Here is a 25,187-nt window from a genome sequence, read left to right as displayed (position 1 = left end):
AGATGTATTAGTTGATAATCACCTTTTTAGTAGATTGTGAACCATCTTCTAGAACTAATCTCACTAAGTAAACACCATTGTTTAAGTGAGTTAAATCTATTTGTAAGTCGTTTTCAGAACTCGTGTTTTTGAAAGTAGCAACCTGTTTTCCTAAAATATCATAAACCAATGCTTCATTAAGCGAATTAGAATTAGACGTTTTAACATTAAACAAGCCATTTGAAGGGTTTGGATATAAGCTCACTTGTGTGATGTTTTGAGAACCAACACTAAGAGTTTCACCAGTAAAAGTTATGGTAATTGTACCTATTGGCTTAGCATTAAATGGACCTTCATTAATAAGAATATCAACAGGTTCAAAAGGCATTGTAATTTGATTTGCAGCTCCATAAGTCGTACCACTATCTGTACCAGCATCATATGGGAATAAGTCTATTACAACTTCAGTTTTCCATGAATTGCCATCTCTTAAATTAATAGCATCTACTGCAATCATCCAGTCTGGACTTGGTGCTATCATAGACACTAAACTTATTAATGGATAGTCTTCACTCACAAGTACATCTGTAAACATTGCAGAGCTAATTGCAGCAAAAGGAGAAAACCCTTCTTGTAGCCATTGGTCTGCATTACCTGTAACATTAATTTCATTCATAACTTCTGCCATGATAGCATCATTATTTCCAGTTTCAGCAACATTTTTAATACCTAAAGATGCTAATGAACCCATTTCTACTAGCGTATAATTACTATTATGTGTCGCACCAACAAAATTAGACCAATGCGCATTTCCAGGAATTGTAGCAGTACTGTTACCATTTATAGGATCTACAGTTTCATTTTCCCAAGTACTATTAAATGTAATATTATAACTGGCTGTGGATTGAGCGAAAGTCATTGCAGTAATGAGCAACACTGTGGTAGATACTAAGGGTTTTAAAGCTAAAGTAATTTTTTTCATAGTGGGATTAATTAATGATTAGTATTTTATGTCGTTAAAACAATAGTAGTCTTACATAATATTTTAATTATTTTTAGAAAAAAAATCAACTTGAATTACGACCTCCTTATTTCTTTTATGATTGCCACTTCGGTTTTAGCACTATCTCCAGGACCAGATAACATCTATGTACTGATGCAAAGTATAGTAAATGGCAAAAAATATGGATTAGCTACAGTAGCAGGTTTAATCACAGGTTGTTTAGTACATACTACACTTGTAGCTTTTGGAGTATCTGCAATAATTAAAGAAAGTGGCACTTTATTTTTTATTATAAAATTACTTGGCGCACTCTATTTATTGTTTTTAGCTTTTAAAGTTTATAAATCAAGTTCTGAGTTGAGTTTAAATAGCGACAATATTCCGAAGAAAAGTATATTACAACTATTTAAACAAGGGTTTATAATGAACGTATTAAACCCTAAAGTGTCTATTTTCTTTTTAGCATTTTTTCCAGGATTTCTGTTTAGTGACACTTTGAATTCTGTTGTTCAATTTTACACATTGGGTCTATTGTTTATGCTTGTATCTGGTATCATTTTTTCATTACTAGCTGTTTTAGCTGGTTCCATTTCCGAATATATTAAACAGAATAAAAAAATTGGGTTATACTTAAAATGGCTTCAAATTATTGTCTTTGTTGCGATTGCAATTTTAATTTTTACTTCGGAAAAATAAAACCAACATTTCGTCATTATTACTATCTTTGAACAAGATGACTACACCTATAAAAATAATTGAATGTCCTCGTGACGCGATGCAAGGGATTAAAACTTTTATTCCTACGGAAACGAAAGTACAATACATCCAATCTTTGTTACGTGTAGGTTTTGATACCATAGATTTTGGGAGTTTTGTATCACCTAAAGCGATTCCACAATTGGTAGATACTGCCGAAGTTTTAGCGCAGCTTGATTTGAGTACAACTAAAAGTAAATTGCTAGCCATTATAGCAAATACAAGAGGTGCTAGTGATGCTTGTAAACATCCTGAGATTGATTATTTAGGTTATCCATTTTCAATTTCAGAGAATTTTCAAATGCGTAATACTCATAAAACCATTGCGCAATCTGTTGTAACGCTTTCTGAAATTTTAGAACTCGCTAATACTCACAATAAAGAAGTTGTTGTCTATATTTCAATGGGATTTGGAAACCCTTATGGTGATCCTTGGAATGTAGATATCGTAGGAGAATGGACAGAACGATTAAGCAAAATGGGAGTGAAGATTCTTTCACTCAGTGATACTATTGGAAGTTCTGATCCTGAAAATATTGACTATTTGTTTTCTAATTTAATTCCGCAATATTCTGAGATTGAGTTTGGTGCACATTTACATACGACACCAACAACTTGGCATGAAAAAGTAGATGCAGCATTTAAAGCAGGTTGTATGCGTTTTGATGGTGCTATTCAAGGATTTGGTGGTTGCCCAATGGCAAAAGATGAACTTACAGGTAATATGCCTACCGAAAAATTACTATCCTATTTTACATCCACTAAACATAATAATCTTAATGCGATGAGTTTTGAGAGTTCTTATAACGAAGCAACAAAGATTTTTACTAAATACCATTAAAAAAAGCCCTTATCTTTCGATAAGGACTTTTATGTTTTAGACAGTCACTAAGACTTATTCTTCTAATAAACTGTACACGAATTCAGGATATCCACGTTCTCCATCTGGATTAGTGAGTGCCAAAAATTTTAATTTATAATAATTACCATTAGCATCATTTACGATGTAAAATACATTTTCTTTTAGTGAAGGTAAAGCACCTGGTCCACCACCATTTCTCCATGTGCTGCCAATAGTACGTTGATCAGTTGAGAAGTTAAAATCGTCTACATCTAAAAACGTAAAATTGTCATAAGAAAATTGAGTATCTACTTCAGTATCTATCATATAAATACCTACATTTTGAAGGTTGTTACTCGTTACAAAATCGGCATAAATGTAAGCACCATAACTGTCAGGTCCAGCAAAAACTTCATCAGTAAAAACAGTAAAGTTTAAATCCCACATTGTAGCAATTGGTTCAACGTTTACTATAGTTTCAGTATTGAAACTGAAGAACGTGAAATTATAGTTTGTACTTTTTGAAATTGTGATTTCGTTATGAGTTGTCGCATCCAAATCTGCATATTGTAGAAGATAGTTGTTGCCATCTTTTAACACTCTTATTTTAATCCAACCTCTGTCTTCTCCATCTAAGGAAACACTTCCAGTTGTAGGTGTATCAGTACCTACTTCATTTCCAAGATTTACTAAGTAGACATTGTTTTCAGAATCGATATCAGATATTTGTTCTATTGCAGTGCCATTAATGTTTCCGTCAAAAGCATCTACATAAGCTACATTACTACTATCAAACGTTCCAACAGCCACTTGAGGTTGTACATCCACAACCTCTTGAGTAGAAGATGAAATTGCATCAATATCAGTTACAGAAAGCTCTGCAACTGCCATAGCAATAGATCCATTGATTACAACTCTAAAATCGTTTCCAGAGTAAAATCCTAAATCCCAACTATCACGTTGTACAGCAGTTGTTGTAGTTGTACTCAAATCTATATAGACTTGATTAGGTTGGTTTGATCCACCAATTTCAGGTGATATTGCTGCACCTTCAATAGTAATTTCTAGAGGCGCTTGTGGTCCATCATCATTATCACTACAGCTAGTAAATAATATAATGCTTAAGCATATTGTGAGTTTTAATAATTTGTTTGTCATGGTATTCTTTTTAAAAATTTAAGTTATATAATAGTTTTAAGTAATAAGATCTTCCGTAGCCCAATAAAAGAGCATTGTTGTTTGATGAGTGCGTACCTCCAACTGTAGCATTATTAATGTTGACGTTAGTGATATCTAATAGATTTCTACTTCCTAAAGTGAGATCTATTGTATTGTCAAAAAATGATTTTTTTATTGAGGCGTCTAACCAACTATAGCCTTCTGTTGTTGATTTTGAATATAGAGAGTTACCATTTTCATCTGTATCTGTAGCCACATAATTTTGTTGCTCTCCATTATATTTGAGATATAAAGAGAATACAGTATCCCATTTTTTATGAACATAAGATGCACTTGTATTCACTTGAAAATTGTATAAAAAATCGTCCTGACCATTAACTTCATTTGAGTTAATACGAGAAATTCCTTGAAAAGTGACACCTAAGTTAAATGAGAGTCCTTGTGTTTTAATAGTGTTATCTAGAGTTAATCCCCAAAGTTTAAATTTGTCGATGTTTATATACTGAAATTGTAAAGGTGTTGTATTTACAACTGCTAAATCAATTTTATCTGACACATCAATGTAGCTCATTTTAAAATTTGAAATCATTGAAATATCATTAAACCAACTGCGTTTTTTTAAGTTTAGGAATGCAGAATAGCCACTTTCTGGGTCTAAATTCTCATTACCTTGAACATCATGATTAGAATCCACAAAATAGTAATAGAGTTCTTCAAAATTTGGTACTCTGTAGGATGTACCTATATTTCCTCGAAGTTCAAATCCGTTTTTTAATAAATAGCGAGCACTAAGTGATCCTAAAAATTTTGAATTAAATAAAGAATTATACTCAAAACGTGCTCCTGGTCTTAGCGAGAATGTATTGGATAGTTCAATTTCCGAAGAACCAAAAATCGCAATATTATTTTGTTTATTTGTTTTGTTTTGCTGTGTGATTTCTCCAGAGGCTTGTGTGTCAAATCCTTCTATGTAGCGACCTTCATAACCTAATTGAAAATTATAAGTATCATTTTTTACAAGATTATTAATGGTTCCTTTTGAAAACACAACTTGACTAGATTGATATGTTTCATCTATTTCATTGCTTCGTTCATGGCTCAGAATATAATAGTTAAACTCGTTAATATCACGTTTTTGTTGTTGGTATGATAACGCGAATGTGTAGTTAGCTCCAGAATTTAGTTTTCCATCTATATTGAGATTATTTAGAAAACGATTGGTGGTGAAAATTCTGTCTGTAGCAGATGGATTACTTGTTTGAGATTGGGTATCAATATTTGCTCTTACGGTAGCATCATAAAAATTGATACGTTCGTTAAAATATTCAAACTTGTAAAATACTCTAAAATTTTTCGCTTTGTAATTTACTATCGCATTGCTGGTTATTTGATGTTTTGGTAACCACTCATAACCTCGTAATCCATCGTTTTGATAATAGCTTTTACCTTGTCTGTTATTAAGAAATCCTGTAAAGTCATTTCTGTTAAAACCTAGTTTAGCAAACCATTTATCATTGATATTATGTGCAATGTTTATAGATTGTATGTGACGACCTTCGTCAAACCAAGCATATTCATCACTAATCGTTTCTTCTTGTATATAGGTTTGAATTTTCCAATCATTATCAATAGACTTTTTAGTAATTATATTAATCACACCTGAGACTGCATTAGCTCCATATTCAACTCCCATTGAGCCTTCTACAATTTCAATTCGTTCAACATCGTCAAGATTTATTTGTGTTAAGTCTATATTGTTTCCTAAGCCATTATCACTAACCATTGGCACATTATCTATGAGTATATTAAAGTATTGTGCATCTAGTCCGAAAAATGAAATTGTTGATTTTCCTGATTGAGAATTAGGTATGATATTAAGGTTGAGATTGAAGTTTAATAAATCGGCTAAGTTACTTGCAGCTTGTTGTTCAATCTGTTTTCTATTAATAACAATTACATTGTGAACAGACTTCTTTATAGACTGCGGATTATATTGTCCTGTGATTACAATTTCCTCTAATGTTTCAATTTTAGTAGAATCTTTCTCTATCTCTCTGGTTGTCTGTGAAAAAGACAAGCTTATAAAAAAAAGTGAAAAATAAATGCTAAAATTATTTTTATTTAGACTCATTCTTGATTAGTTTTGCTGCAAATATATATACTTATTTTAATTCAATCTAAATAAGAATAGATAAATTTAAACTTTTTTTAATCTCAAATAATAAACGCTTAAAAATGAAACAAATAGTAAGTTTGCTAATCGTAATTTTAACATTTTCATCAATTGGAAATGCTCAAAACAAGAAAGAACTAGATCAAGAAGCTATTAAAAAAATGTGTGGTTGCTTTGAAGTAACATTCAACTTTGCTGAAACGTTTTCTTATAGTGAAGACTCATTGTACAGACCTTCTAAAACTAAGGTTGATAAAGGATTAGAATGGGCAGAATTAATTGAAGATGGTGATGATAAAATCTCAATTCAGCATTTATTACAAGTAGGAAATCCAGCGCAACCTCATATCGTAAAGCATTGGAGACAAGATTGGTTATTTGAAAACACAAATTTCTATATGTTTAATGGTGATAATGAATGGCTTTCCGAAGAAAAAGATAAGCAAGCTGTTAAAGGTCAATGGACACAAAAGGTGTATCAAGTAGATGATAGTCCGCGTTATGAAGGTTCTTCAACTTGGGTTCATGTTGATGGGAAAAGTTACTGGGAAAACACAACCACTGCACCTTTACCAAGAAGAGAATATACGAAGCGTAGTGATTACAACATAACCAATAGAGGTAATAGACATGAAATTACTAATTATGGTTGGGTACATGATCAAGATAATGATAAAGTGATTCGTGAAGAAGGAAAAGACGATGTCATATTAGCTAAAGAAAAAGGGTATAATACGTATGTTAAGGTTGATGATAGTAGATGTCAAGCAGCAGCAAATTGGTGGAAAGAAAACCAAGATAAATGGGTAATTGTAAGACGTAAGTGGGATGACGTTTATGGAAGACACCAAAATCTATCATTAGAATCTAAAGTAGACAATAAATTACTTTACAAATACTTATTTGCAGAAGATATAAACGATGAAAAGCAAATTGAGACTGTAATAGAATCTTTCGTGAAAAAATAATATGAAACAGATGAAATCATTGATAGCTATCGTGACACTTCTAATAAGTGTTTTTGGCTATTCTCAAGACAATGTGTTTTTAAATCGTGATTATTGGAGTTCAAATCCTTCAATAGAAAATATAGATTTGAAAATTAAAGAAGGAAACAATATTGCTCAAGCTAATGCTAATAATTTTGATGCAGTGGTTTATGCGATTCTTCAAAATGCGCCAACTAAAACTATTGAGTACATACAATCAAAAAAAGGTAATGATGTCAATAAACTAACTCATGATGGTAGAACATATATCTTTTGGGCAGCCTATAAAGGTAATGTTGAAATCATGAATTATTTACTGAAAAAAGGTGCAAAAACCGATCTTACAGATGATAAAGGAAATACAATTCTAAATTTCGCAGCATCATCAGGTCAACAAAATACTGAGGTATATGATTTGTGCTTGGCAAATGGAGCTAATCTAAAAACAGACCTTACTCCAAATGGTGCAAATGCATTATTATTAGTAGCGCCAAGTGATAATGAGTTAATGCTTATTAATTATTTTCAATCTAAAGGTTTAGATATTAATAGTGTTGATAACAATGGAAATGGCGTTTTCAATTATGTCGCAAAAACAGGAAATATAGAGTTAATGAGTGCCTTAATAAAAAAAGGGATTACAGGAACAAATCAAGCTTTTTTGTTTGCAGCTAATGGTACACGAGGTAAAACAAATGGAGTAGAGGTTTATAAGTTTTTAGAGAGTCTAGATTTAGATCCAAATATTTCTAATGAAGAAGGTGTTTCTCCATTACATATTGTAGCATCTAGAAGTGAAGATACTGAGCTTATTTATTATTTGCTAGAAAAAGGTTTAGACGCAGCAACAAAAGATTTTAAAGGCAATAGTGCAGTAATGAATGCAGCTTCAAGAAACAACCTAGAGGTGGTTAAAATATTAGTTTCAAACCTAAAAACTATTAATGATACTAACAAAAAAGGACAATCTGCTTTATCACTTGCAATACAAGGAAACACACCAGCTGTTGTTGAGTTTTTAATTAGAAAAGGTTACGATACAACTATTGTAGATGCTGAGGGAAATAATTTAGCATATTATTTAGCAAATGCTTTTTCTAAAAGAAATGATGCGCAATTTTTTGAAAAAATGGAACTCTTTAAACATTATAATATTGATCTAACAAGGGTTCAAAAAAACGGAAATACATGGTTTCATTTCGCTGTTGATAAAAATAGTACAGACTTAATTAAGCTTGCATTAGATATGAAACAAGATATAAATGCTAAAAATAGCCAAGGTAATACAGCTTTACTTTTGGCAGCTATGAAAGCTGAAAACACTGATGTCTTAAAATTTCTTATAGATCAAGGAGCAGATAAAACATTAGTTACTGATTTTGAAGAAACTGCATACGATTTAGCAAATGAAAATGAGCTACTTAAGAAGAATAATAGCTCAATAGAATTTTTAAAATAAGATCAATTTCCTATGAAAAAAATACGCATAATACTACCATTATTAGTTTTGGTTTTGGGCTTCATGTCTTTTAAAAATTTAAAAGAATCATCAAAATACAAATGCATGATTCAAATGACTAATTACACTGGAGAAGGTGCATACATCGTCATTTCATTACTTAATCCTGAAGGCGATTATGAAAAAACATTGTATGTAAAAGGTGATGATGATGAGTGGTATAATACTGTAGAATCATGGTGGGATTTCTACGGAAAAAGGCGATCAGATCTAGATGCTATTACTGGAGCAACAATCAGTGGAGGCGAACGTGCAATTAATGTCATTGAAATTGATAATGATAAATTAGATAAAGGTTACAAACTTAGGTTTGAATCTGCTGTAGAAGATCAAGATTATTTTACAAGCGATGTTGAGTTTGAACTTACATCACAAAACGTAAAAAGTAAAATTGAAGGCACAGGTTTTATTAGATATATACGTATGATGCCTCAATAAAACGATTAAGAATGACCATTTCTATATGGAGATTTAGCCATCTTATTTTGGCTTTAATTTCCTCTGTTTTTATAGTTTTAGCTTCGGTCACTGGTATGATTTTGGCTTTCGAGCCAATTTCAAATCAGTTACAACCATATGGAATTAATAGCAAAACACCAGTAGCGACAACTATAAAACATTTAGCAGAACGTTATGATGAAATCCTGACTATCGAAACCGATGAGAATGATTTTGTTATAGCGTCTGTTATTACAAATGAGGGAGAAAACAATACCTTTTACGTTAATCCAGAAACAGGCGAAAAATTAGGTAATCTTATAGAAAAAGCACCTATTTTTAGTTTTGCTACCAATTTACATCGCTCTCTCTTTTTAAAATCAACAGGACGACTTATTGTTGGTTTAGTATCTTTCTTTTTAATACTGATGTCACTTTCAGGAATGATTTTAATTGCCAAAAGACAAGGTGGAATTCGTCGCTACTTCTCTAAAATTGTTAACGAAAATTTCGAGCAATATTATCATGTCGTTTTTGGTAGGTGGCTTTTAATTCCTATTGTGATTGTCGCGCTAACAGGTGTGTATTTGTCGCTAGAAAAGTTTTCATTACTTCCAGAAACAAACATATCTCATGAGTATCCTGAGGTTGTAACTACGGAAATTGATACACCTTCAATCTCAGACTTTGAACTATTTAAATCGTTAAAAATCACAGACGTAAAAAGCTTAGAATTTCCATTTTCCGAAGATATAGAAGATTATTTTTTTATCAAACTGAAAGATAAAGAGCTGCTCGTCAATCAATATACTGGAGTAATTGTTAGTGAACAAAAGTATCCATTGACACAATTATTGTCGCAATGGAGTTTGTTTTTGCATACAGGTCAAGGCACTGTTTTATGGTCAATTGTATTGTTTGTGGTTTGTGTAGCACTATTGTTTTTTATCTATTCTGGCTTTGCAATGACCTTAAAACGAAGGAAGAAACCAGGAATCTCCAAAAATAAATTTTCAAAAGATACTTCGGAAATCATTATTCTTGTAGGTTCAGAAACTGGAAGTACAATCGGTTTTGCTAACCTATTTTATAAAGCTTTACTCTCACAAGGTAAAACGGTTTTTATTTCTGAAATGAATACATATACCAACTATAAGCAAGCTAAACAAATTGTCATCTTCACATCTACTTATGGTGAAGGTGATGCACCAATTAATGCTACAAAATTTGAAAGTTTAGTCGTAAATACACATCAAAATCAAACAATAGATTTTAATGTTTTAGGTTTTGGGTCTTTACTTTATCTAGACTATTGTAAATATGCTGAAGATGTTGATACGCTTCTAAATTCACATCAAGGTTTTAAACAACAATTAAAACTATTTAAAATTAATAATCAGTCGTTTGAAGCTTTTCAAACGTGGATAAAACAATGGAATATTACTAATGGTTTAGAACTTAAAATCAAACAACCTGTAGTAAAGCTTAATTCAAAAAACACGAGACAATTTAAAGTTGTAAAACGCACCGATTTAAATTGTGATGACACTTTTATGTTACAATTAAAGCCAACAAAAAAAGTGAAATTTCAATCGGGAGATTTGTTAGCTTTTAAACCTAATGTTAACGAGGCAGCGCGACAATATTCAGTAGCAAAATTTGGAGATGATATATTATTGAGCATTAAAAGACATAATAAAGGTTTATGTTCGTCATATTTAAGTACTCTTAATACTAGTGATACAATATCTGCAACAGTTGAGCAAAATAAAGATTTCCATTTTCCGAAGCCATCAAAACCAGTTATCATGATAGCCAACGGAACAGGAATCGCACCTTTTTTAGGGATGATTCACCAAAATGAGGCAAAAAGCGATATTCATTTATTTCTAGGCTTACGTAAAAAAACATCGTTAAAACTTTATTCAGGCTTACTTGATGAGGCATTACATGACAATAAATTAAAAACATGTCAAATTGCTTATTCTCAAGAGGGTATTGATAAAGTTTACGTTCAAGATCTGTTGTTAAATCAAGCCAAATTTATAGGAAAACATCTTAAAAATGGAGGTGTAATTATGATTTGCGGTTCTATAGTGATGCAAAATCAAGTCTTAATAAAACTACATGATATCTCTAATAATATACTTCATTTGCCATTGAGTCATTTTGAATCTAATGAACAGATTAAAACCGATTGTTACTAAATCAAATATTTTATTTAAAATTAATCTAAATAAACTTTGGTTCAACTAAATATCTGTTTTAAATTTGCACCCGAATTAGACCAAACTATCTGTATCAAGTCTAAATAAGAATAACAAAACAATCAAAATGAAAAAAGTATTTGCCCTTATTATTACATTATCTGCATCATTGACGTATGCTCAAACAGTTCCAGATTCTTTAAACACTAATCCTCAAAATCAACAAAATGCAGCTCAGCGTATTTTATCAGGAAACATCAATACTGGAGTTACAGTAGGAGGTTATGGAGAAATCACATATAACCAGCCAGAAGGTGATAATGGAGAATTAGATGTACAACGTTTGGTATTACTTTTTGGATATAAGTTTAATGATAAAGTACAGTTTGTTACAGAAGTTGAATTAGAACATGTAGAAGAAGTATTTGTAGAGCAAGCGTTTTTACAATATAGTTTAAATGATAATGTTAATCTGCGTGGTGGATTAATGTTGGTGCCAATGGGAATTGTAAATGAATATCACGAACCTACAACATTTAATGGTGTTGAAAGACCTAGTGTTGATGGTAGTATCGTGCCAACAACTTGGAGAGAAATTGGTTTTGGAGTTTCGGGTCGTTTCAATGAAGCGTCATTACGTTACCAAGCTTATATTTTTAACGGATTTTCTTCAGTGAATGGCACAAAAGTTTTAGGAGGAAGTAATGGATTAAGAAACGGAAGACAAAAAGGAATTAAATCTACAGTTGATTCTCCAACGTTTTCTGCTAAATTAGATTACTACGGACTTCCAGGATTACGTTTAGGTTTATCTGGATATTTTGGTCGTACTCAAGCAGAAGATGACATTGAAGATATTGATGGAACTTCAGTTGGGATTTCCATGGTAGGTTTTGATGCGAGATATGCTTATAAACGTTTTACTGCTCGTGGTCAATTTATTCACGCTAGTATTAGCGATAGTGAAGATTATAATACTTTAAATGCAGCAGATTTAGGAAGCGCTTTACAAGGTTATTATGTAGAAGCAGCTTACAACTTACTACCATTAAAAAAACAACAACAATTATTTGCCTTTGCTAGATATGAAGATTATGATACTCATGCTTCTGTAGATGGAGGATTGATGAAAAATGATAGTTATGATCGTAATGAATGGACAGTTGGTTTAAGTTATAAAATTGCGCCTGGTGCAGTTGTTAAAGCAGATTATCAAATAAAAGATAATGCAACAGATACAGATATTCCTAATCAATTAAATGTTGGTTTAGGTGTTTGGTTCTAAGTTGTTTTAAATATTATCAAGTGTATTAGCCAATTAAGATTTTATGTCTTTTTTGGCTAATAGACTTTTAAAAGTTTACTTTTGAAATATGAAATTTACGTCTATTTTATTCACATGTTTAGCGTTTTTATTTATAGGATCTCAGCTACCTAAAAATATCCAGAAGAAGGTTGATAAGGAAATAAAAAACACTTATGATGTTGAAGAATTCGTTTTCGAATCTAAAACTTTTGATGTCGAAATTTTAAAAACACTTCCTTCAGAATTTAGCCCAAATCATTTTTTTGAAATCAAAAAGGATAACATATTATTAGGATATGCTTATGTTTCAAAAGCACCTAGTAAAACAGATGAGTTTGATTATTTGATACTACTAAGTACAGATTTAGTTGTAAAACAAGCTAAAGTATTGGTGTACAGAGAAGATTATGGTGGTGAGATAGGTAGCAAACGTTGGTTAAAACAATTTGTAGATAAAACGCCTAAAGATAGACTGAAATATCAAGATAATATTGTCGCTATTGCTGGAGCAACCATTTCAGTACGTTCTATGACAACAGCAGTAAATGACATGTTGAGATCACTAGAAATTCTTAAAACTAAAAAAGCTTTATAAATGGAAGTCAATGGTTTAATTTTTACATTTCCGAAGGAAATAAAAATGCTAATTGGTACATTTATTATTGTTTTGAGCATTGGGTTTTACACGGGTTTATTATTTGTTAGCGAAACCTCTTCAGCAAATCCAAACGGTATTGAAGAACATTATTTAGGTAATGAAGATGTTGAGGATGCAACTGTAATGAAATTCAAAAAGAATGAACAACAGATGCTCACTTTAGTTCATGGTCATATTTTATCCATGTCTATAATCTTCTTTTTAGTCGGTTTAATTTTAAGTACTACAAAACTTTCAAAAAAACTTAAAGTTGTTTTAGCTGTAGAGCCATTTATCTCTGTAGTTTTAACATTTGGAGGTCTTTACTTTTTATGGGATGGAATTCTCTGGATGAAATATGTGGTCATGATATCAGGAACCTTGATGACCATCACTTACACACTATCTGTACTAATAATTCTATACCAATTATTTATCTCTAAAAAAATGTCTTCTCATTTAAAATAAGTATCTTTGCTCGCAATTAATTCTAATTGCATCATGACAGCACACGAAAATAAAATTGTTGGAGAAGGTCTTACTTATGACGACGTACTTTTAGTTCCAGCATTTTCTGAAGTCTTACCTAGAGAAGTTAATATCCAAACCAAATTAACGCGTAACATTACGATAAATATTCCTATAGTTTCAGCAGCTATGGATACGGTTACAGAGAGCAAAATGGCAATAGCTATGGCTCAAGAAGGTGGTATTGGTGTACTTCATAAAAACATGACTATAGAGCAACAAGCCGAAAAAGTACGTAGAGTAAAACGTGCAGAAAGCGGTATGATTATCGATCCTGTGACCTTGCCATTGACAGCAAAAGTGAGTGATGCAAAGCAAAACATGGCAGAGCATAGTATTGGAGGAATTCCTATTGTAGACGACAATGGTTTACTGAAAGGAATTGTTACTAATCGTGATTTACGTTTTGAACACGAAAATAATAGACCGATTGTTGAAGTAATGACTTCGGAAAATTTAGTAACTTCAAGAGAAGGCACTTCGTTGAAAGATGCTGAGAAGATTCTACAAAAGAATAAAATCGAAAAATTATTGATTGTTGATGATAACTATAAACTAGTTGGACTCATCACATTTAGAGATATCACAAAGGTTACTCAAAAACCAAATGCAAATAAAGATTCTTACGGAAGACTTCGTGTTGCAGCAGCAATTGGTGTTACAGCAGATGCTGTAGAACGTGCAACAGCATTAGTGAAAGCAGGAGTAGATGCAGTGATAATAGATACAGCTCATGGTCATACCAAAGGTGTGGTGATGGTACTAAAAGATATTAAACAGAAATTTCCGAAGTTAGAAGTTATCGTAGGAAACATTGCAACAGGAGAAGCCGCAAAATATTTAGTAGAAGCAGGAGCAGATGCTGTTAAAGTTGGGATTGGACCAGGTTCTATTTGTACGACGAGAGTTGTTGCAGGAGTTGGATTTCCGCAGTTTTCGGCAGTATTAGAAGTTGCAGCAGCCATAAAAGGTTCTGGTGTGCCAGTTATTGCAGATGGAGGAATTCGTTATACAGGTGATATCCCTAAAGCTATTGCTGCAGGAGCAGATTCTGTGATGTTAGGATCGTTATTGGCAGGAACAAAAGAAAGTCCTGGACAAACCATTATTTACGAAGGTCGAAAATTTAAATCGTATCGAGGCATGGGATCTGTTGAAGCCATGAAACAAGGTAGTAAGGATCGTTATTTCCAAGATGTAGAAGATGATATCAAAAAACTAGTACCAGAAGGTATAGTTGGTCGTGTGCCATACAAAGGTGAATTGGTTGAAAGTATTCATCAATTTATTGGCGGATTAAGAGCAGGAATGGGTTACTGTGGTTCAAAAGATATCGCTACGCTTCAAGATAAAGGACAATTTGTGAAAATTACAGCATCTGGTATCAATGAAAGTCATCCTCATGATGTAACGATTACAAATGAATCTCCAAATTATTCTAGATAGTTTGCTTTATAATTATTGAAAAGCGACTTGGTTTGTTTATTTTGAACACATTTGATCGTTAAATTACTCGAACATTTATCAATAGGTTTTTGGTAATAAATCGTTTGTATTTTTTTTAATTAATATATTCTAAAGGATAGCATTTATTGACTTAATTCTGTACATTCGTTTTCCCTATTTTTAAAAATTAATTATAAATGACAGTGACGGAGTTTGAACCTATTATAGAAGTTATTGAAGAAGCCTACGAAATTCCGCATTTAGGTGCGACTCGTAAAATCTCGGCTTTATTACCACACGATTATTACGAAACAGATAAGCATTATCCAGTGCTTTATTTACAAGATGGACAAAATTTATTCAATCCATCTGCACCTTATGGTGATTGGGCTATTGATAAGTCGATGGCAAAATTAGCAGAAGAAGGTTTTGGTGATTTAATTATCATTGCTGTAGATCATGGCGAACAAGAACGTATCAGTGAATATTTGCCGTATTATCATCCGCGTTTTGGTGAAGGAAAAGGTGATTTTTACATTCAGTTTATGATTGAAAAACTAATGCCTTATATCAATGAAAAATTTAGAACACTCACAGATTTCGAAAATACAGGAATTGGTGGTAGTTCAATGGGAGCATTAATTAGTCTTCATGCAGGTTTGTCTAATCCTGGTGTTTTTGGAAAACTAATGATTTTCTCACCTAGTCTATGGATTTCTAACCGCATATTTAAGTACACAAAAACCTTTAAACCTTTAGAGGAATCAAAAATTTACTTGTATTCTGGAGGAAAAGAAAGCGAGCAACATTTGCCTAATGCACACAGATTAGGAGACATTATTAAAGAAAAAATGACTAAAGGTTATCATATCGATTTTCATTTTTCTATCAATGAACATGGTAATCATGCCGAAATGCATTGGCGAGAAGAATTCCCTAAAGCTGTAAAATGGCTTTTTTTTAAATCTTAAATTATGACGTATAAACACACTAAATCTCTTGATGTATTACAAGATTTTATTTTACCATGTAGAAAAGATAATCTTGATGCTATAAAAGAATTTTTACCAATTGATAAACCAGATTTTGATGGTAGTTTTTCTACCTATCAATTACTCTACGGAAAAGAGGGTAACCGTATTTATCTCATTGGTTTAGGAGAAGAAAAGGAGTTGGTAAAATTAGAAGAGACCTTCAGGAAATTAGCTTTTGAAACCCAGAAACATTGGGATAAAACGATTCAGGTTTACGCTGAAGATCTTTCCGAAGACCAGATAAAAAAAGCAGTTATTGGTTTTGAAATGGCTCAATATCAGATTGGTGAGTATAAATCTGAAATCAAAAAAGATCAAAAAACGGTTGTCTCATTTTCATCATCTAAAACCATTAAAAAGAGTTTAGACGAAGGGAAATTTACAGGTGAGACCATCAATAAAATTAAAGCTTTAGTTGATGCACCACCAAATATTAAAACACCAGAATTTTTAGGGAAATGGGCAAAAAAATCAGCGAAAGAAGCTGACTATAAATGTACCGTTTTAAAAGAAAAAGAGCTGGAGAAAAAAGGCTTCGACGCTGTATTATCTGTTGGTAAAGGAAGTGTGAATAAACCTGTAGTAATTATTACAGAATACACACCAAAAAAGACTAAAAAAGTAGATATCACACTCGTTGGTAAAGGGATTACTTTTGATTCTGGTGGACTATCCATTAAACCATCTACAAATTTGCACTACATGAAAAGTGATATGGGTGGAGCAGCTGTTGTGTTAGGAGTTGTAGAATTGGTAGCTAAATTAAAACTAAATATCAATATTGTAGGTGTTGTTTGCTCTGCAGAAAATGCTGTAGATGCTGAAAGTTACAGACCAGGAGATGTGATAAATTCGTACTCTGGTAAAACAATTGAGATTATTGATACAGATGCAGAAGGTCGTTTGGTTTTAGCAGATGGATTAAGCTATGCTGTTAAAAAAATTAAGCCTGAATATTTGATTGATTTGGCAACATTAACAGGAAGTGTCGTGAGAACTTTAGGGTATCATGCTGCTGGAATGTTTACGAATAACGAAGAGATGGCTAAAACAACATCAGATATTGGATACAAAGTTCACGAACGCGTGTGGCAATTACCAATGTTTGAAGATTATGAAAGTGACTTGCACAGCGATATCGCAGATATTAGAAACTTTAGTGGAAATCCGCTAGCTGGAGCAACAAATGCAGCCAAGTTTTTAGAAGCATTTACAGAAGATCATGAAAAATGGATGCATTTAGATATTGCAGGTGTTTCCTTCGGAAGCTCTCCTTACGCAAAAATGAAAAGTGCTTCAGGCTATGGGATTCAGTTAATTACAGAATTTATTAAATCGAAAGTATCTTAATCATATTAAGTTTTGTAAATTGAAAGTACTAATCAATCAAGTCTTGATTCTAAAATAACATCATGTCTAAAAAACCACTAAACTTCCTTTGCATTTCAACGTATTTTAAAGGCGAAGATTTCCTGAAAAGCTGTAAAGCAGATGGAAATAATGTCTTTTTATTAACTAAGAAAAAGCTAGATCAAGAACCTTGGCCTTGGGAATCTATTGACGATACGTTTTATATTGAAGATTGGAATCAACATGATGTAAGTAAAGGCATTGCTTATAAATTTAGAGAGATTAAGTTTGATCGTTTTGTAGCACTTGATGATTTTGATGTTGAAAAAGTAGCATTACTTCGTGAGCATTTTAGAATGCCAGGAATGGGAAGAACTACAGCACATTATTTTAGAGATAAACTCGCAATGCGAGTAAAAGCAAAAGAAGAAGGTGTTAATGTGCCTGAGTTTACAGATTTATTTAATAATGATACTATCAATGAATATGCAGATCGTGTGCCTGCACCTTGGTTAATTAAACCAAGAATGGAAGCCTCAGCAACAGGAATTAAAAAAATACATAGTAAAGATGAATTGTGGCAAGTCATCAATGATTTAGGTGATGAACGCGATAATTATTTAGTCGAAAAATTTGCACCAGGAGATGTGTTTCATGTTGACGGATTAAATGTTGACGGAAAAGTGATGTTTTCTAGAGTGAGTAAATATTTAGATACACCTTTTGAAGTGGCTCATGGAGGCGGAATTTTTAGATCTGCAAGCTCTAAGATTGGATCTAAAATTGAAAAAGGTCTACAAAAAATGAATGCTGAAGTGATGAAAGCATTTGGGATGCAATTTGGAGCGTCTCATACTGAGTTTATACAATCTAAAGCCACTGGAGAATTATTCTTTTTAGAAACATCATCTAGAGTAGGAGGTGCAAATTTAGCCGAAATGGTGCAATACGCATCTGGAATAAACTTATGGTCTGAATGGGCAAAAATTGAAGCTGCAAACCTAAGGAAAACTAAGTATAAATTACCTAAGATTAATAATCAATACGCAGGAATTGTGGTGTCTTTAAGCCGATTTGAATATCCTGATACTTCAAGCTTCACAGATAAAGAAATTGCTTGGAGAATGGATAAACAATGGCATATTGGACTCATTGTAGTTTCAGATTCTAGTGAACGTGTATTAGAATTGTTAGATCAGTATACAGATAGAATAGGGAAGGAGTTTCATGCCAGTTTACCAGCTCCAGATAAGTCGTTGTAGGTTTTGGGAGTTGATTGATGAGTTGTGGTATATTTGATAAAATAAAAAACATTAAGCTAGAACTCGTTTCTATCGATTACTCAACAATAGAAATACTGCTAAGCTAACGCTCGTCTATGAAGAGTACAAGCAACACTAAACTACAATGTGAGTAATTTAAGCTTTAACTGATTTCTTTTTTGTCAGTTTTCAAAGTCGATAACTTAAGAAAGGTTAGGCCTTTATCCACCCAATTAATATAATTAATAAAAACAACTGAAACACGAATAACACCATGACTGCAGAAGCCAATAGTGCTGATTCAATCTTATCCTTCCCTTTAAAAATTCTATATATCATCCAAGCAATAGCAAAATACACAACTGGATCATATAATAAAGGTACTTTTAGCAAAACATAACTAATAATACCAATTAAAGTAGCTTGTCCTATTACAAATGAACTAACAGCCACATTTTCTAAAAAATTAAATTTGTTAAAGACTACTTTAATAGATAGTCCAAATGGAATTATAGTAAATATCCAATAATATTTTAGATGTCCTGCTATAAAGTATCCTGCTTCATATCCTATTTTTTGTGGTAAATCTTTAGGAAGCCTTCTTATGTCGTCAATGTCTCTTGGAGTTTTTAAAACCGTAACAACAATAATATATAACGTGATAGAAATAATTAAATAAGAGATGGGATTTAAAATCCATTTCCTTTTACCTTGAATAAAGTTGGTCGTGATCTCTCGAGGATTTAAAAACAAAGCTTTTAGATTAAATAAAAAGCCTTTATCCATATTGGTAATCGTTGAAAACGCATCTTCAATGATGGAGTTAAATGTGATTTTTTTTATACCGTTTCTCTCACCACAATTTGGACAGTAATTTTCGTCATGATTATGGTTACAAGAAATACAGGTCATTCAATTGTTTTATTTCGATGTTAAAAATATAAAATATTTGGTTGTGTGTCTACTCAAAAAAAGCAGTGCTTCCACCAACCCAAGTTTTATCCTTATTATATTTTACGCCAACCATTTCGCCCTTGCTTAAACGCATGAGGTTACTAACGATTTCTGTTTTGTTAGTTTTAGAGTTGTGAAGCAACATCATTCTAATTTCGCATTTTGCTGGCACATCCATTGTTTCAATCACTGGTGCATAAACTACTTTTTCTTGCAATAAGTAATTTGCTTTATTAGTAACGCTGTCGATCATCTCTTTTGTAACATGAATTTGAACACCTGCTCCTGCAAAAGAATATAGTGGTTTTAAAACGTAGTTTTCTAAATCTTCAGGAATGCTTTCTAATTGATCTAAATAATACGATTTTGGCACATAATCACCTTTTAGTAAAGGCATGGTGTATTTACTAATTCTATAAAACCAATTGGGATGACCAATCCACTCTGCATCAATTTCATCTTGAAAACTGAATTCTGTTTTAAGATCTTTACGTTGATGTAGTTCATCAAAAATAATACGATTGTATATTTTTAGAACTACAATTTCGTTTCCGTTTTCATCCAAATAAAAGAGTGTTTTTCCTCTTTTCTTCAAATCTGTAATACATAATACTTTAATACCAAGATTGTCTGCAGTAGCATAAAAATCTATTGCTGTGGCTTGTTGATCTGGTTCTATTTCTAATAAAATAACCTGTTTAGGATCTGTCTCTCCAACAATTTCTTGTCGTAACAACTCGATGTAATCATGTGTTGATATTCCACTTGAATGCTGAGAAAAATGTTTAGGAATCACATTTCCGAAGTGTTCGCGATATTTTCGTCCTAATAATTCTTGAAAGGCGTATAACGACGGAAACCCTTGTAATTCTATAAGTTTTGGTGCTAATTCCCCATTCTCATTTTTACAAATCCCAAAGTCTAATTGAATAAACTTAGAATGGTCATCTTCATTTGGTACAATAGTAGTTGCATCAAAAAAAGCACCATTTGTTAATTCTTTAAAGTTTGGTTTGTTGATAACAGACATAATCTCATTACAAGCTTCTACTAATTTTGATTTTAAAGCTTTAGTAATAAAAACTGGTGTTTCGGCAATTTTAAATTTTACATTATAATTAAATGTTGAGTCAATATCCTTAAGGAATGTTTGATACTTTTCTTCAGTAAAATTAGAATTATAAGCACTTCGAATATCTTTTATCATTGTTCTTTACGACATTATGGGTTGCTTCACTTTAGCAATTGCATTTTGAATAAACTTTGGTAATATGGTGCTATATGTCAGCGCTATTTTTTCGGGATCATCCATACGATCCATCATTTGGTTGTATTTTTCTTCACCAAAACTATTAATAACCACCTGCTTGTTTTCTTCTAAAGAAAAATAAGCTTCCATACTTACAGGTTCTGCTTCAGGATGAAATTGAGTTCCAACAAATTCCGAAGAAAAACGAACAGCCATGATGGCACGTTCTAGTTCAACATGTGTTCTAATTTTTTCAAGACTTAAAATTGTAGCGCCATGATTTTTAAAGACAGTAAGTCTTGGTTGAATCAATTGCCAATCTCTAGAATCTACAGCATAAAAAGGATCACTAAGACCTTCAAAAATTGGATCCTTATGTCCTTTTTTGGTTTGGTGCATTTTTAATATCCCAAATGAAGTGCTACGTCTTGGTTTTATATCTCCTAATTGAAAATAATGACAAAGTACTTGAAATGAGTAGCAGATTACAAATACTGATTTCTTTTTACCTTCGGAAATTTTATTAAAATCCCAAAGCTCTTGCATTAAGTCTAAGTAAGGTTTTCTCCAACTACCTTCGTCTAACGGACTTCCTGGTCCACCACTAGAAATATAAATATCAAATGATGTATCTGGCAATTCATTTTTTGCTCGTACATTAAAGATTTCATAATCTACATCTTCATTGAAAGTAGTCACAATTTCGGTTATACAACGCAATCCTTGATTGGGTTTGTCATTATTCATGTCCAAAATGGCAAGTTTCACTTTATCTTTCATCATCATTAATTGTAGGTTAATTTAAAGACCTGATATGGTTTGGTCTGTAATATAGTCAACGACTTTTATGAGGTCATTTGTTTGTTTAAAAATTTCTAATTGTCTGTCAGCACCAGTTCCGTTTTCGATCATTTGATGAATATATTCTATTTCATGTCTAGACCCTAAGTCATCAACAACATCATCAATAAAATCTAGGAGTTCTAGCATTAAGAGTTTAGTTTCTACTTCACACTCTTTACCAAAATCAATCATTTTTCCATCAATTCCGTAGCGACTTGCTCTCCATTTATTTTCGTTAATTAGTGCTCTGTGGTAATTCATGAAATTAAGATTGTTCATTCTTAATTTATATAATTTTGCAACTAAAGCTTGTACTAATGCAGTAATGCAAACCGTTTCGTTTACTGTTAATGGTACGTCACAAATTCTAACTTCTAACGTTGGGAAAAATGGATGAACTCTAATGTCCCACCAAATTTTCTTTGGGTTATCTATACAATTCGTTTTTACCAATATATTTACATAATTCTCATACTGAGCATAGTTGTCAAAAACGCCTGGAATTCCTGTTCTTGGGAATTTGTCAAACACTTTAGATCTAAACGATTTAAAACCTGTATTGCGTCCTTCCCAAAATGGAGAATTTGTTGATAAAGCATATAAATGTGGTAAAAAATAACGCATAGCATTCACTAAGTGGATTGCCATTTGTTTGTCTTCCATACCAACATGTACATGCAATCCAAAAATTAAGTTTGAACGCGCAGTATCTTGTAACTCATTGATAATTTCATCATATCTAGGATTAGGAGTGATGTGTTGGTTTTCCCATTTAGAAAAGGGATGTGTACCAGCAGCACCAATTTTAAAACCTAAATCGTTAGCAATACCAGATATTGATTGTCGAAGATGTGAGATTTGTGCTCTAGCATCTGTAATATCAGTACAAATATTAGTACCTACTTCTACAACAGCTTGATGCATTTCTGCTTTAACCTGGTCGTTGAGTACTTTGGCAGCTTCTGTAACAATCTTTTGATCATGAGAAATTAATTCTCTTGTAATAGGATCAATAATTTGATACTCTTCTTCAATGCCTAATGTGAAATTCATATTTGTAAGGTTAAATTAAAGTCATAATCTGAGAGTATGAACTATAAAATATCTGTCACATTGAGCGTAGTCGAAATGCTTTAAAATTAAGAAACCATTGTTTCTCAACTACGCTCGAAATGACTGTAAAATCTACTTTTTAGTAGCTTTTGTTTTCGTTGCTGCTTTTTTAGCAGGAGCTTTTTTTGCAACTGCTTTTTTTGTAGTTGTTTTAGTCGCTGTAGTTTTTTTTACTGCTACTTTTTTAGGAGCAGCCTTTTTAGCTTTTACTGTTTTTGTAGGTGCTTTTTTTGTTGCCACTTTTGTTGCAGTTGTTGTCTTACTAGCAACAGTTTTAGTTGATGACTTTGTTGTAGCTGCCTTTTTTATTGGTGCTTTTTTTACAACAGTTTTCTTAGCAGCAGCTTTCTTAACTACAGGTTTTTTAGCAACCGGTTTCTTTTTAACTGCAGCTTTTTTGGCTGGTTTTGCAGGTGCTGAAATTTGATCTGTCACAAAAGTTCCCCAAGTAAGGTTCATTTGTCCTTTTTTGTATTGTTTTGCTTTTGAAATTGCCATATCTGCAGCATTTTCTACAATCCAATCAAAGTTCTCTTGTCCTACAGAATTTACATCTGCATCTGGTGCAGGGTTGCAAAAATCAATAGCGTAAGGAATCCCATCTCTAATCGCGAATTCAACTGTATTAAAATCGTAACCTAATGCTTTGTTTAATTTAATACAATATTCTTCAACTAAATCTAATATTTTTTTATCAACAGGATCTCCATCTAAAACATAACGTAAGTGGTGAGGATTTCTTGGCTCATATTGCATAATGTGTATTTTATCTGTACCTAATGCGTAACATCTAAAATATTCTGTGAAGTTAATTTCTTCTTGAAGCATCATGACTAAATTCTCCGTTTCACCATGTTTTTCCCATAAATCTTCAGGACTTTCTACTCGATACACACTTTTCCAGCCACCACCATCATGTGGTTTCATGTATGCAGGAAAACCAATTGTTTCAAACATTTTTTCCCAATCAAATGGAAATTTCATGTTTCTAAATGAGTTCTCGTCTGTATCTGGTGGTCTATGAGATGAAGGTAAAATAAAAGTTTTTGGTACTGGTACACCAACTTTTTCTGCTAAAGCATTATTAAAAAACTTTTCGTCAGCACTCCACCAAAATGGGTTGTTGATTACTGCAGTTCCTGTAATGGCTGCATTTTTTAAAAATGCTCTATAAAACGGAACGTCTTGAGATATTCTATCAATAATAACAGCGTACTCATCAGATTTTGCTTGTTCAACAGTATCTATTGAAACAGCCTCTGCCATCATGTTTTTAATACCTTGTTCTTTTATTTTTTCGTTACATCTGTCAATAAAAGCCCAAGGGAAGGTGTTTTCTTGACCGAATAAAATTCCTATTTTTCTCATTTTTGAAAAGATTTATGTGTTGGATTAATTAGTTTATAATTTAGATAAGTAGTGTGGAAACATACGATTCCATAATGGCCAATCATGTTCTGCCCATTTATGTTCATCGTACCAAAAAGGTATGTTTTTTTGGGTTAATATACCAGCCATTTTTTTATTTGCGTCCAAACAAATATCTCGTTCACCTACACCTAGAACAATTTTCATATTCCATAAATCTGGATGATTATTTCCTGGTAAAAAATCTATAGGATTATTAAAGAAGACATTATCATCATAATAATCTCCTACAAAAGATTTGATGTCAAAAGAACCACTCATACTAAACATATGACTTACACGTTCTGGATGTCTGAATGCAAAATTTGCAGCTTGGTAACCTCCAAAACTAGGACCAGCAACAGCCACTTTTTGTAAGCCTTTTTCATCACAAATTTTATTAACGAGCTCATTCATGATGAACTCATCATACCATGCATGATTTTTAGCACGATCTGCAGGATGAATTTTTTTATTATACCAACTCAATTCGTTGATACTATCTGGACAATATATAGTAACCAAACCTTGCTCAACAAACCATCTTGCAGATTCTACAAGTTTCATGTCTCTACACTCATTGTGTTTTCCCATTGTGGTTGGAAATAAGATTACTGGGTAACCAGAATGTCCAAAAACAAGCATTTCTATATCTTTACTTAAGGTTGGTGAATACCATTTATGATGAGATTCCTTCAAGAGTTTAATTTTTAGTTAGTTATTTAAAATTTAAGTGTGCAAAACTACATTATTTCAATTAAATAGAGCTAATATGATTATGTTATTAATCAATGTGTTATGTAGCTATTTAATCTTAGTAATAATAAACTAATATCGTTTTTTTAAATTTATTTTTTAACAATATTTGAAGCGAGTTTTTATTTTTAAAGATTGTGAGTAAAAAGCTTGCGTTTATTGAATATAATTTAATTTTCGAATGAAATTTGATAGTTCATTAAGAAATTAATAATGTT

Annotated in this window: 21 protein-coding genes and 1 pseudogene; 13 read left to right on the top strand and 9 right to left on the bottom strand. The window is 32.1% G+C overall.

Annotation, left to right across the window (positions count from 1 at the left end):
• Positions 1 to 7 precede the first annotated feature (7 nt).
• The gene (locus WNY78_RS03920) at positions 8 to 961 is read right to left on the bottom strand and encodes a spondin domain-containing protein (protein WP_342871881.1); all 954 of its coding nucleotides are present in this window, start codon (positions 959 to 961) and stop codon (positions 8 to 10) included.
• A gap of 90 nt (positions 962 to 1,051) precedes the next feature.
• On the opposite strand from WNY78_RS03920, the gene WNY78_RS03915 reads away from it, so the two are divergent.
• A complete protein-coding gene (locus WNY78_RS03915; protein ID WP_342871880.1) occupies positions 1,052 to 1,678 on the top strand; it encodes a LysE family translocator in 627 nt (208 codons plus the stop codon).
• Between the two features lie 37 nt (positions 1,679 to 1,715).
• The gene (locus WNY78_RS03910; RefSeq protein ID WP_342871879.1) at positions 1,716 to 2,579 is read left to right on the top strand and encodes a hydroxymethylglutaryl-CoA lyase; all 864 of its coding nucleotides are present in this window, start codon (positions 1,716 to 1,718) and stop codon (positions 2,577 to 2,579) included.
• A gap of 54 nt (positions 2,580 to 2,633) precedes the next feature.
• Here the strand turns inward: WNY78_RS03910 and WNY78_RS03905 are convergent, their stop codons facing one another.
• Both WNY78_RS03905 and WNY78_RS03900 read right to left on the bottom strand, forming a co-directional pair.
• A complete protein-coding gene (locus WNY78_RS03905; RefSeq protein WP_342871878.1) occupies positions 2,634 to 3,737 on the bottom strand; it encodes an HmuY family protein in 1,104 nt (367 codons plus the stop codon).
• Positions 3,738 to 3,747: 10 nt separating this feature from the next.
• Positions 3,748 to 5,889: a TonB-dependent receptor gene (locus WNY78_RS03900; protein ID WP_342871877.1), complete on the bottom strand. Its 2,142-nt coding sequence runs from the start codon at positions 5,887 to 5,889 to the stop codon at positions 3,748 to 3,750.
• A 104-nt stretch (positions 5,890 to 5,993) separates the two neighbouring features.
• Here WNY78_RS03900 and WNY78_RS03895 point away from each other — a divergent pair, with 104 nt between their 5' ends.
• The 11 genes from WNY78_RS03895 to WNY78_RS03845 all read left to right on the top strand — a co-directional run bounded on the left by WNY78_RS03895 (position 5,994) and on the right by WNY78_RS03845 (position 18,647).
• Positions 5,994 to 6,899, top strand: coding sequence for a DUF6607 family protein (locus WNY78_RS03895; protein WP_342871876.1), 906 nt, complete (start codon positions 5,994 to 5,996; stop codon positions 6,897 to 6,899).
• 10 nt (positions 6,900 to 6,909) lie between these two features.
• The gene (locus WNY78_RS03890) at positions 6,910 to 8,379 is read left to right on the top strand and encodes an ankyrin repeat domain-containing protein (protein WP_342871875.1); all 1,470 of its coding nucleotides are present in this window, start codon (positions 6,910 to 6,912) and stop codon (positions 8,377 to 8,379) included.
• Between the two features lie 12 nt (positions 8,380 to 8,391).
• The gene (locus WNY78_RS03885) at positions 8,392 to 8,877 is read left to right on the top strand and encodes a DUF2271 domain-containing protein (protein ID WP_342871874.1); all 486 of its coding nucleotides are present in this window, start codon (positions 8,392 to 8,394) and stop codon (positions 8,875 to 8,877) included.
• 11 nt (positions 8,878 to 8,888) lie between these two features.
• Positions 8,889 to 11,084, top strand: coding sequence for a PepSY domain-containing protein (locus tag WNY78_RS03880; RefSeq protein ID WP_342871873.1), 2,196 nt, complete (start codon positions 8,889 to 8,891; stop codon positions 11,082 to 11,084).
• 127 nt (positions 11,085 to 11,211) lie between these two features.
• Positions 11,212 to 12,369: a porin gene (locus WNY78_RS03875; RefSeq protein WP_342871872.1), complete on the top strand. Its 1,158-nt coding sequence runs from the start codon at positions 11,212 to 11,214 to the stop codon at positions 12,367 to 12,369.
• Positions 12,370 to 12,457: 88 nt separating this feature from the next.
• Positions 12,458 to 12,985: an FMN-binding protein gene (locus WNY78_RS03870; protein WP_342871871.1), complete on the top strand. Its 528-nt coding sequence runs from the start codon at positions 12,458 to 12,460 to the stop codon at positions 12,983 to 12,985.
• The gene (locus WNY78_RS03865; protein ID WP_342871870.1) at positions 12,986 to 13,495 is read left to right on the top strand and encodes a hypothetical protein; all 510 of its coding nucleotides are present in this window, start codon (positions 12,986 to 12,988) and stop codon (positions 13,493 to 13,495) included.
• A 33-nt stretch (positions 13,496 to 13,528) separates the two neighbouring features.
• Positions 13,529 to 15,001 carry an IMP dehydrogenase gene (guaB, locus tag WNY78_RS03860; protein ID WP_342871869.1) on the top strand — a complete coding sequence of 491 codons (1,473 nt, stop codon included), beginning with the start codon at positions 13,529 to 13,531 and terminating at the stop codon, positions 14,999 to 15,001.
• 197 nt (positions 15,002 to 15,198) lie between these two features.
• Positions 15,199 to 15,972: an alpha/beta hydrolase-fold protein gene (locus WNY78_RS03855; RefSeq protein ID WP_342871868.1), complete on the top strand. Its 774-nt coding sequence runs from the start codon at positions 15,199 to 15,201 to the stop codon at positions 15,970 to 15,972.
• Between the two features lie 3 nt (positions 15,973 to 15,975).
• Positions 15,976 to 17,385 carry a leucyl aminopeptidase family protein gene (locus WNY78_RS03850; RefSeq protein WP_342871867.1) on the top strand — a complete coding sequence of 470 codons (1,410 nt, stop codon included), beginning with the start codon at positions 15,976 to 15,978 and terminating at the stop codon, positions 17,383 to 17,385.
• Positions 17,386 to 17,447: 62 nt separating this feature from the next.
• Entirely contained in the window at positions 17,448 to 18,647 is a 1,200-nt protein-coding gene (locus WNY78_RS03845) for an ATP-grasp domain-containing protein (RefSeq protein WP_342871866.1), read from the top strand.
• Between the two features lie 213 nt (positions 18,648 to 18,860).
• On the opposite strand, the gene WNY78_RS03840 is transcribed toward WNY78_RS03845, so the two are convergent.
• The 6 genes and pseudogenes from WNY78_RS03840 to WNY78_RS03815 all read right to left on the bottom strand — a co-directional run bounded on the left by WNY78_RS03840 (position 18,861) and on the right by WNY78_RS03815 (position 24,912).
• A complete protein-coding gene (locus tag WNY78_RS03840; RefSeq protein ID WP_342871865.1) occupies positions 18,861 to 19,559 on the bottom strand; it encodes a DUF3667 domain-containing protein in 699 nt (232 codons plus the stop codon).
• A gap of 49 nt (positions 19,560 to 19,608) precedes the next feature.
• Entirely contained in the window at positions 19,609 to 20,808 is a 1,200-nt protein-coding gene (locus tag WNY78_RS03835) for a hypothetical protein (protein ID WP_342871864.1), read from the bottom strand.
• A 6-nt stretch (positions 20,809 to 20,814) separates the two neighbouring features.
• Complete coding sequence (locus WNY78_RS03830) at positions 20,815 to 21,636, bottom strand: GMP synthase (RefSeq protein ID WP_342871863.1); 822 nt, start codon at positions 21,634 to 21,636, stop codon at positions 20,815 to 20,817.
• 15 nt (positions 21,637 to 21,651) lie between these two features.
• Positions 21,652 to 22,746, bottom strand: coding sequence for a carboxylate-amine ligase (locus tag WNY78_RS03825; RefSeq protein ID WP_342871862.1), 1,095 nt, complete (start codon positions 22,744 to 22,746; stop codon positions 21,652 to 21,654).
• 480 nt (positions 22,747 to 23,226) lie between these two features.
• A pseudogene (locus tag WNY78_RS03820) lies at positions 23,227 to 24,174 on the bottom strand (hypothetical protein); the annotation flags it as partial.
• Between the two features lie 33 nt (positions 24,175 to 24,207).
• Positions 24,208 to 24,912, bottom strand: coding sequence for an alpha/beta fold hydrolase (locus WNY78_RS03815; RefSeq protein ID WP_342871861.1), 705 nt, complete (start codon positions 24,910 to 24,912; stop codon positions 24,208 to 24,210).
• Positions 24,913 to 25,187 lie beyond the last annotated feature (275 nt).

The organism is Psychroserpens sp. AS72 (assembly GCF_038900375.1).
GTDB lineage: Bacteria > Bacteroidota > Bacteroidia > Flavobacteriales > Flavobacteriaceae > Psychroserpens.
This window is presented reverse-complemented; position numbering and strand designations above follow the sequence as displayed.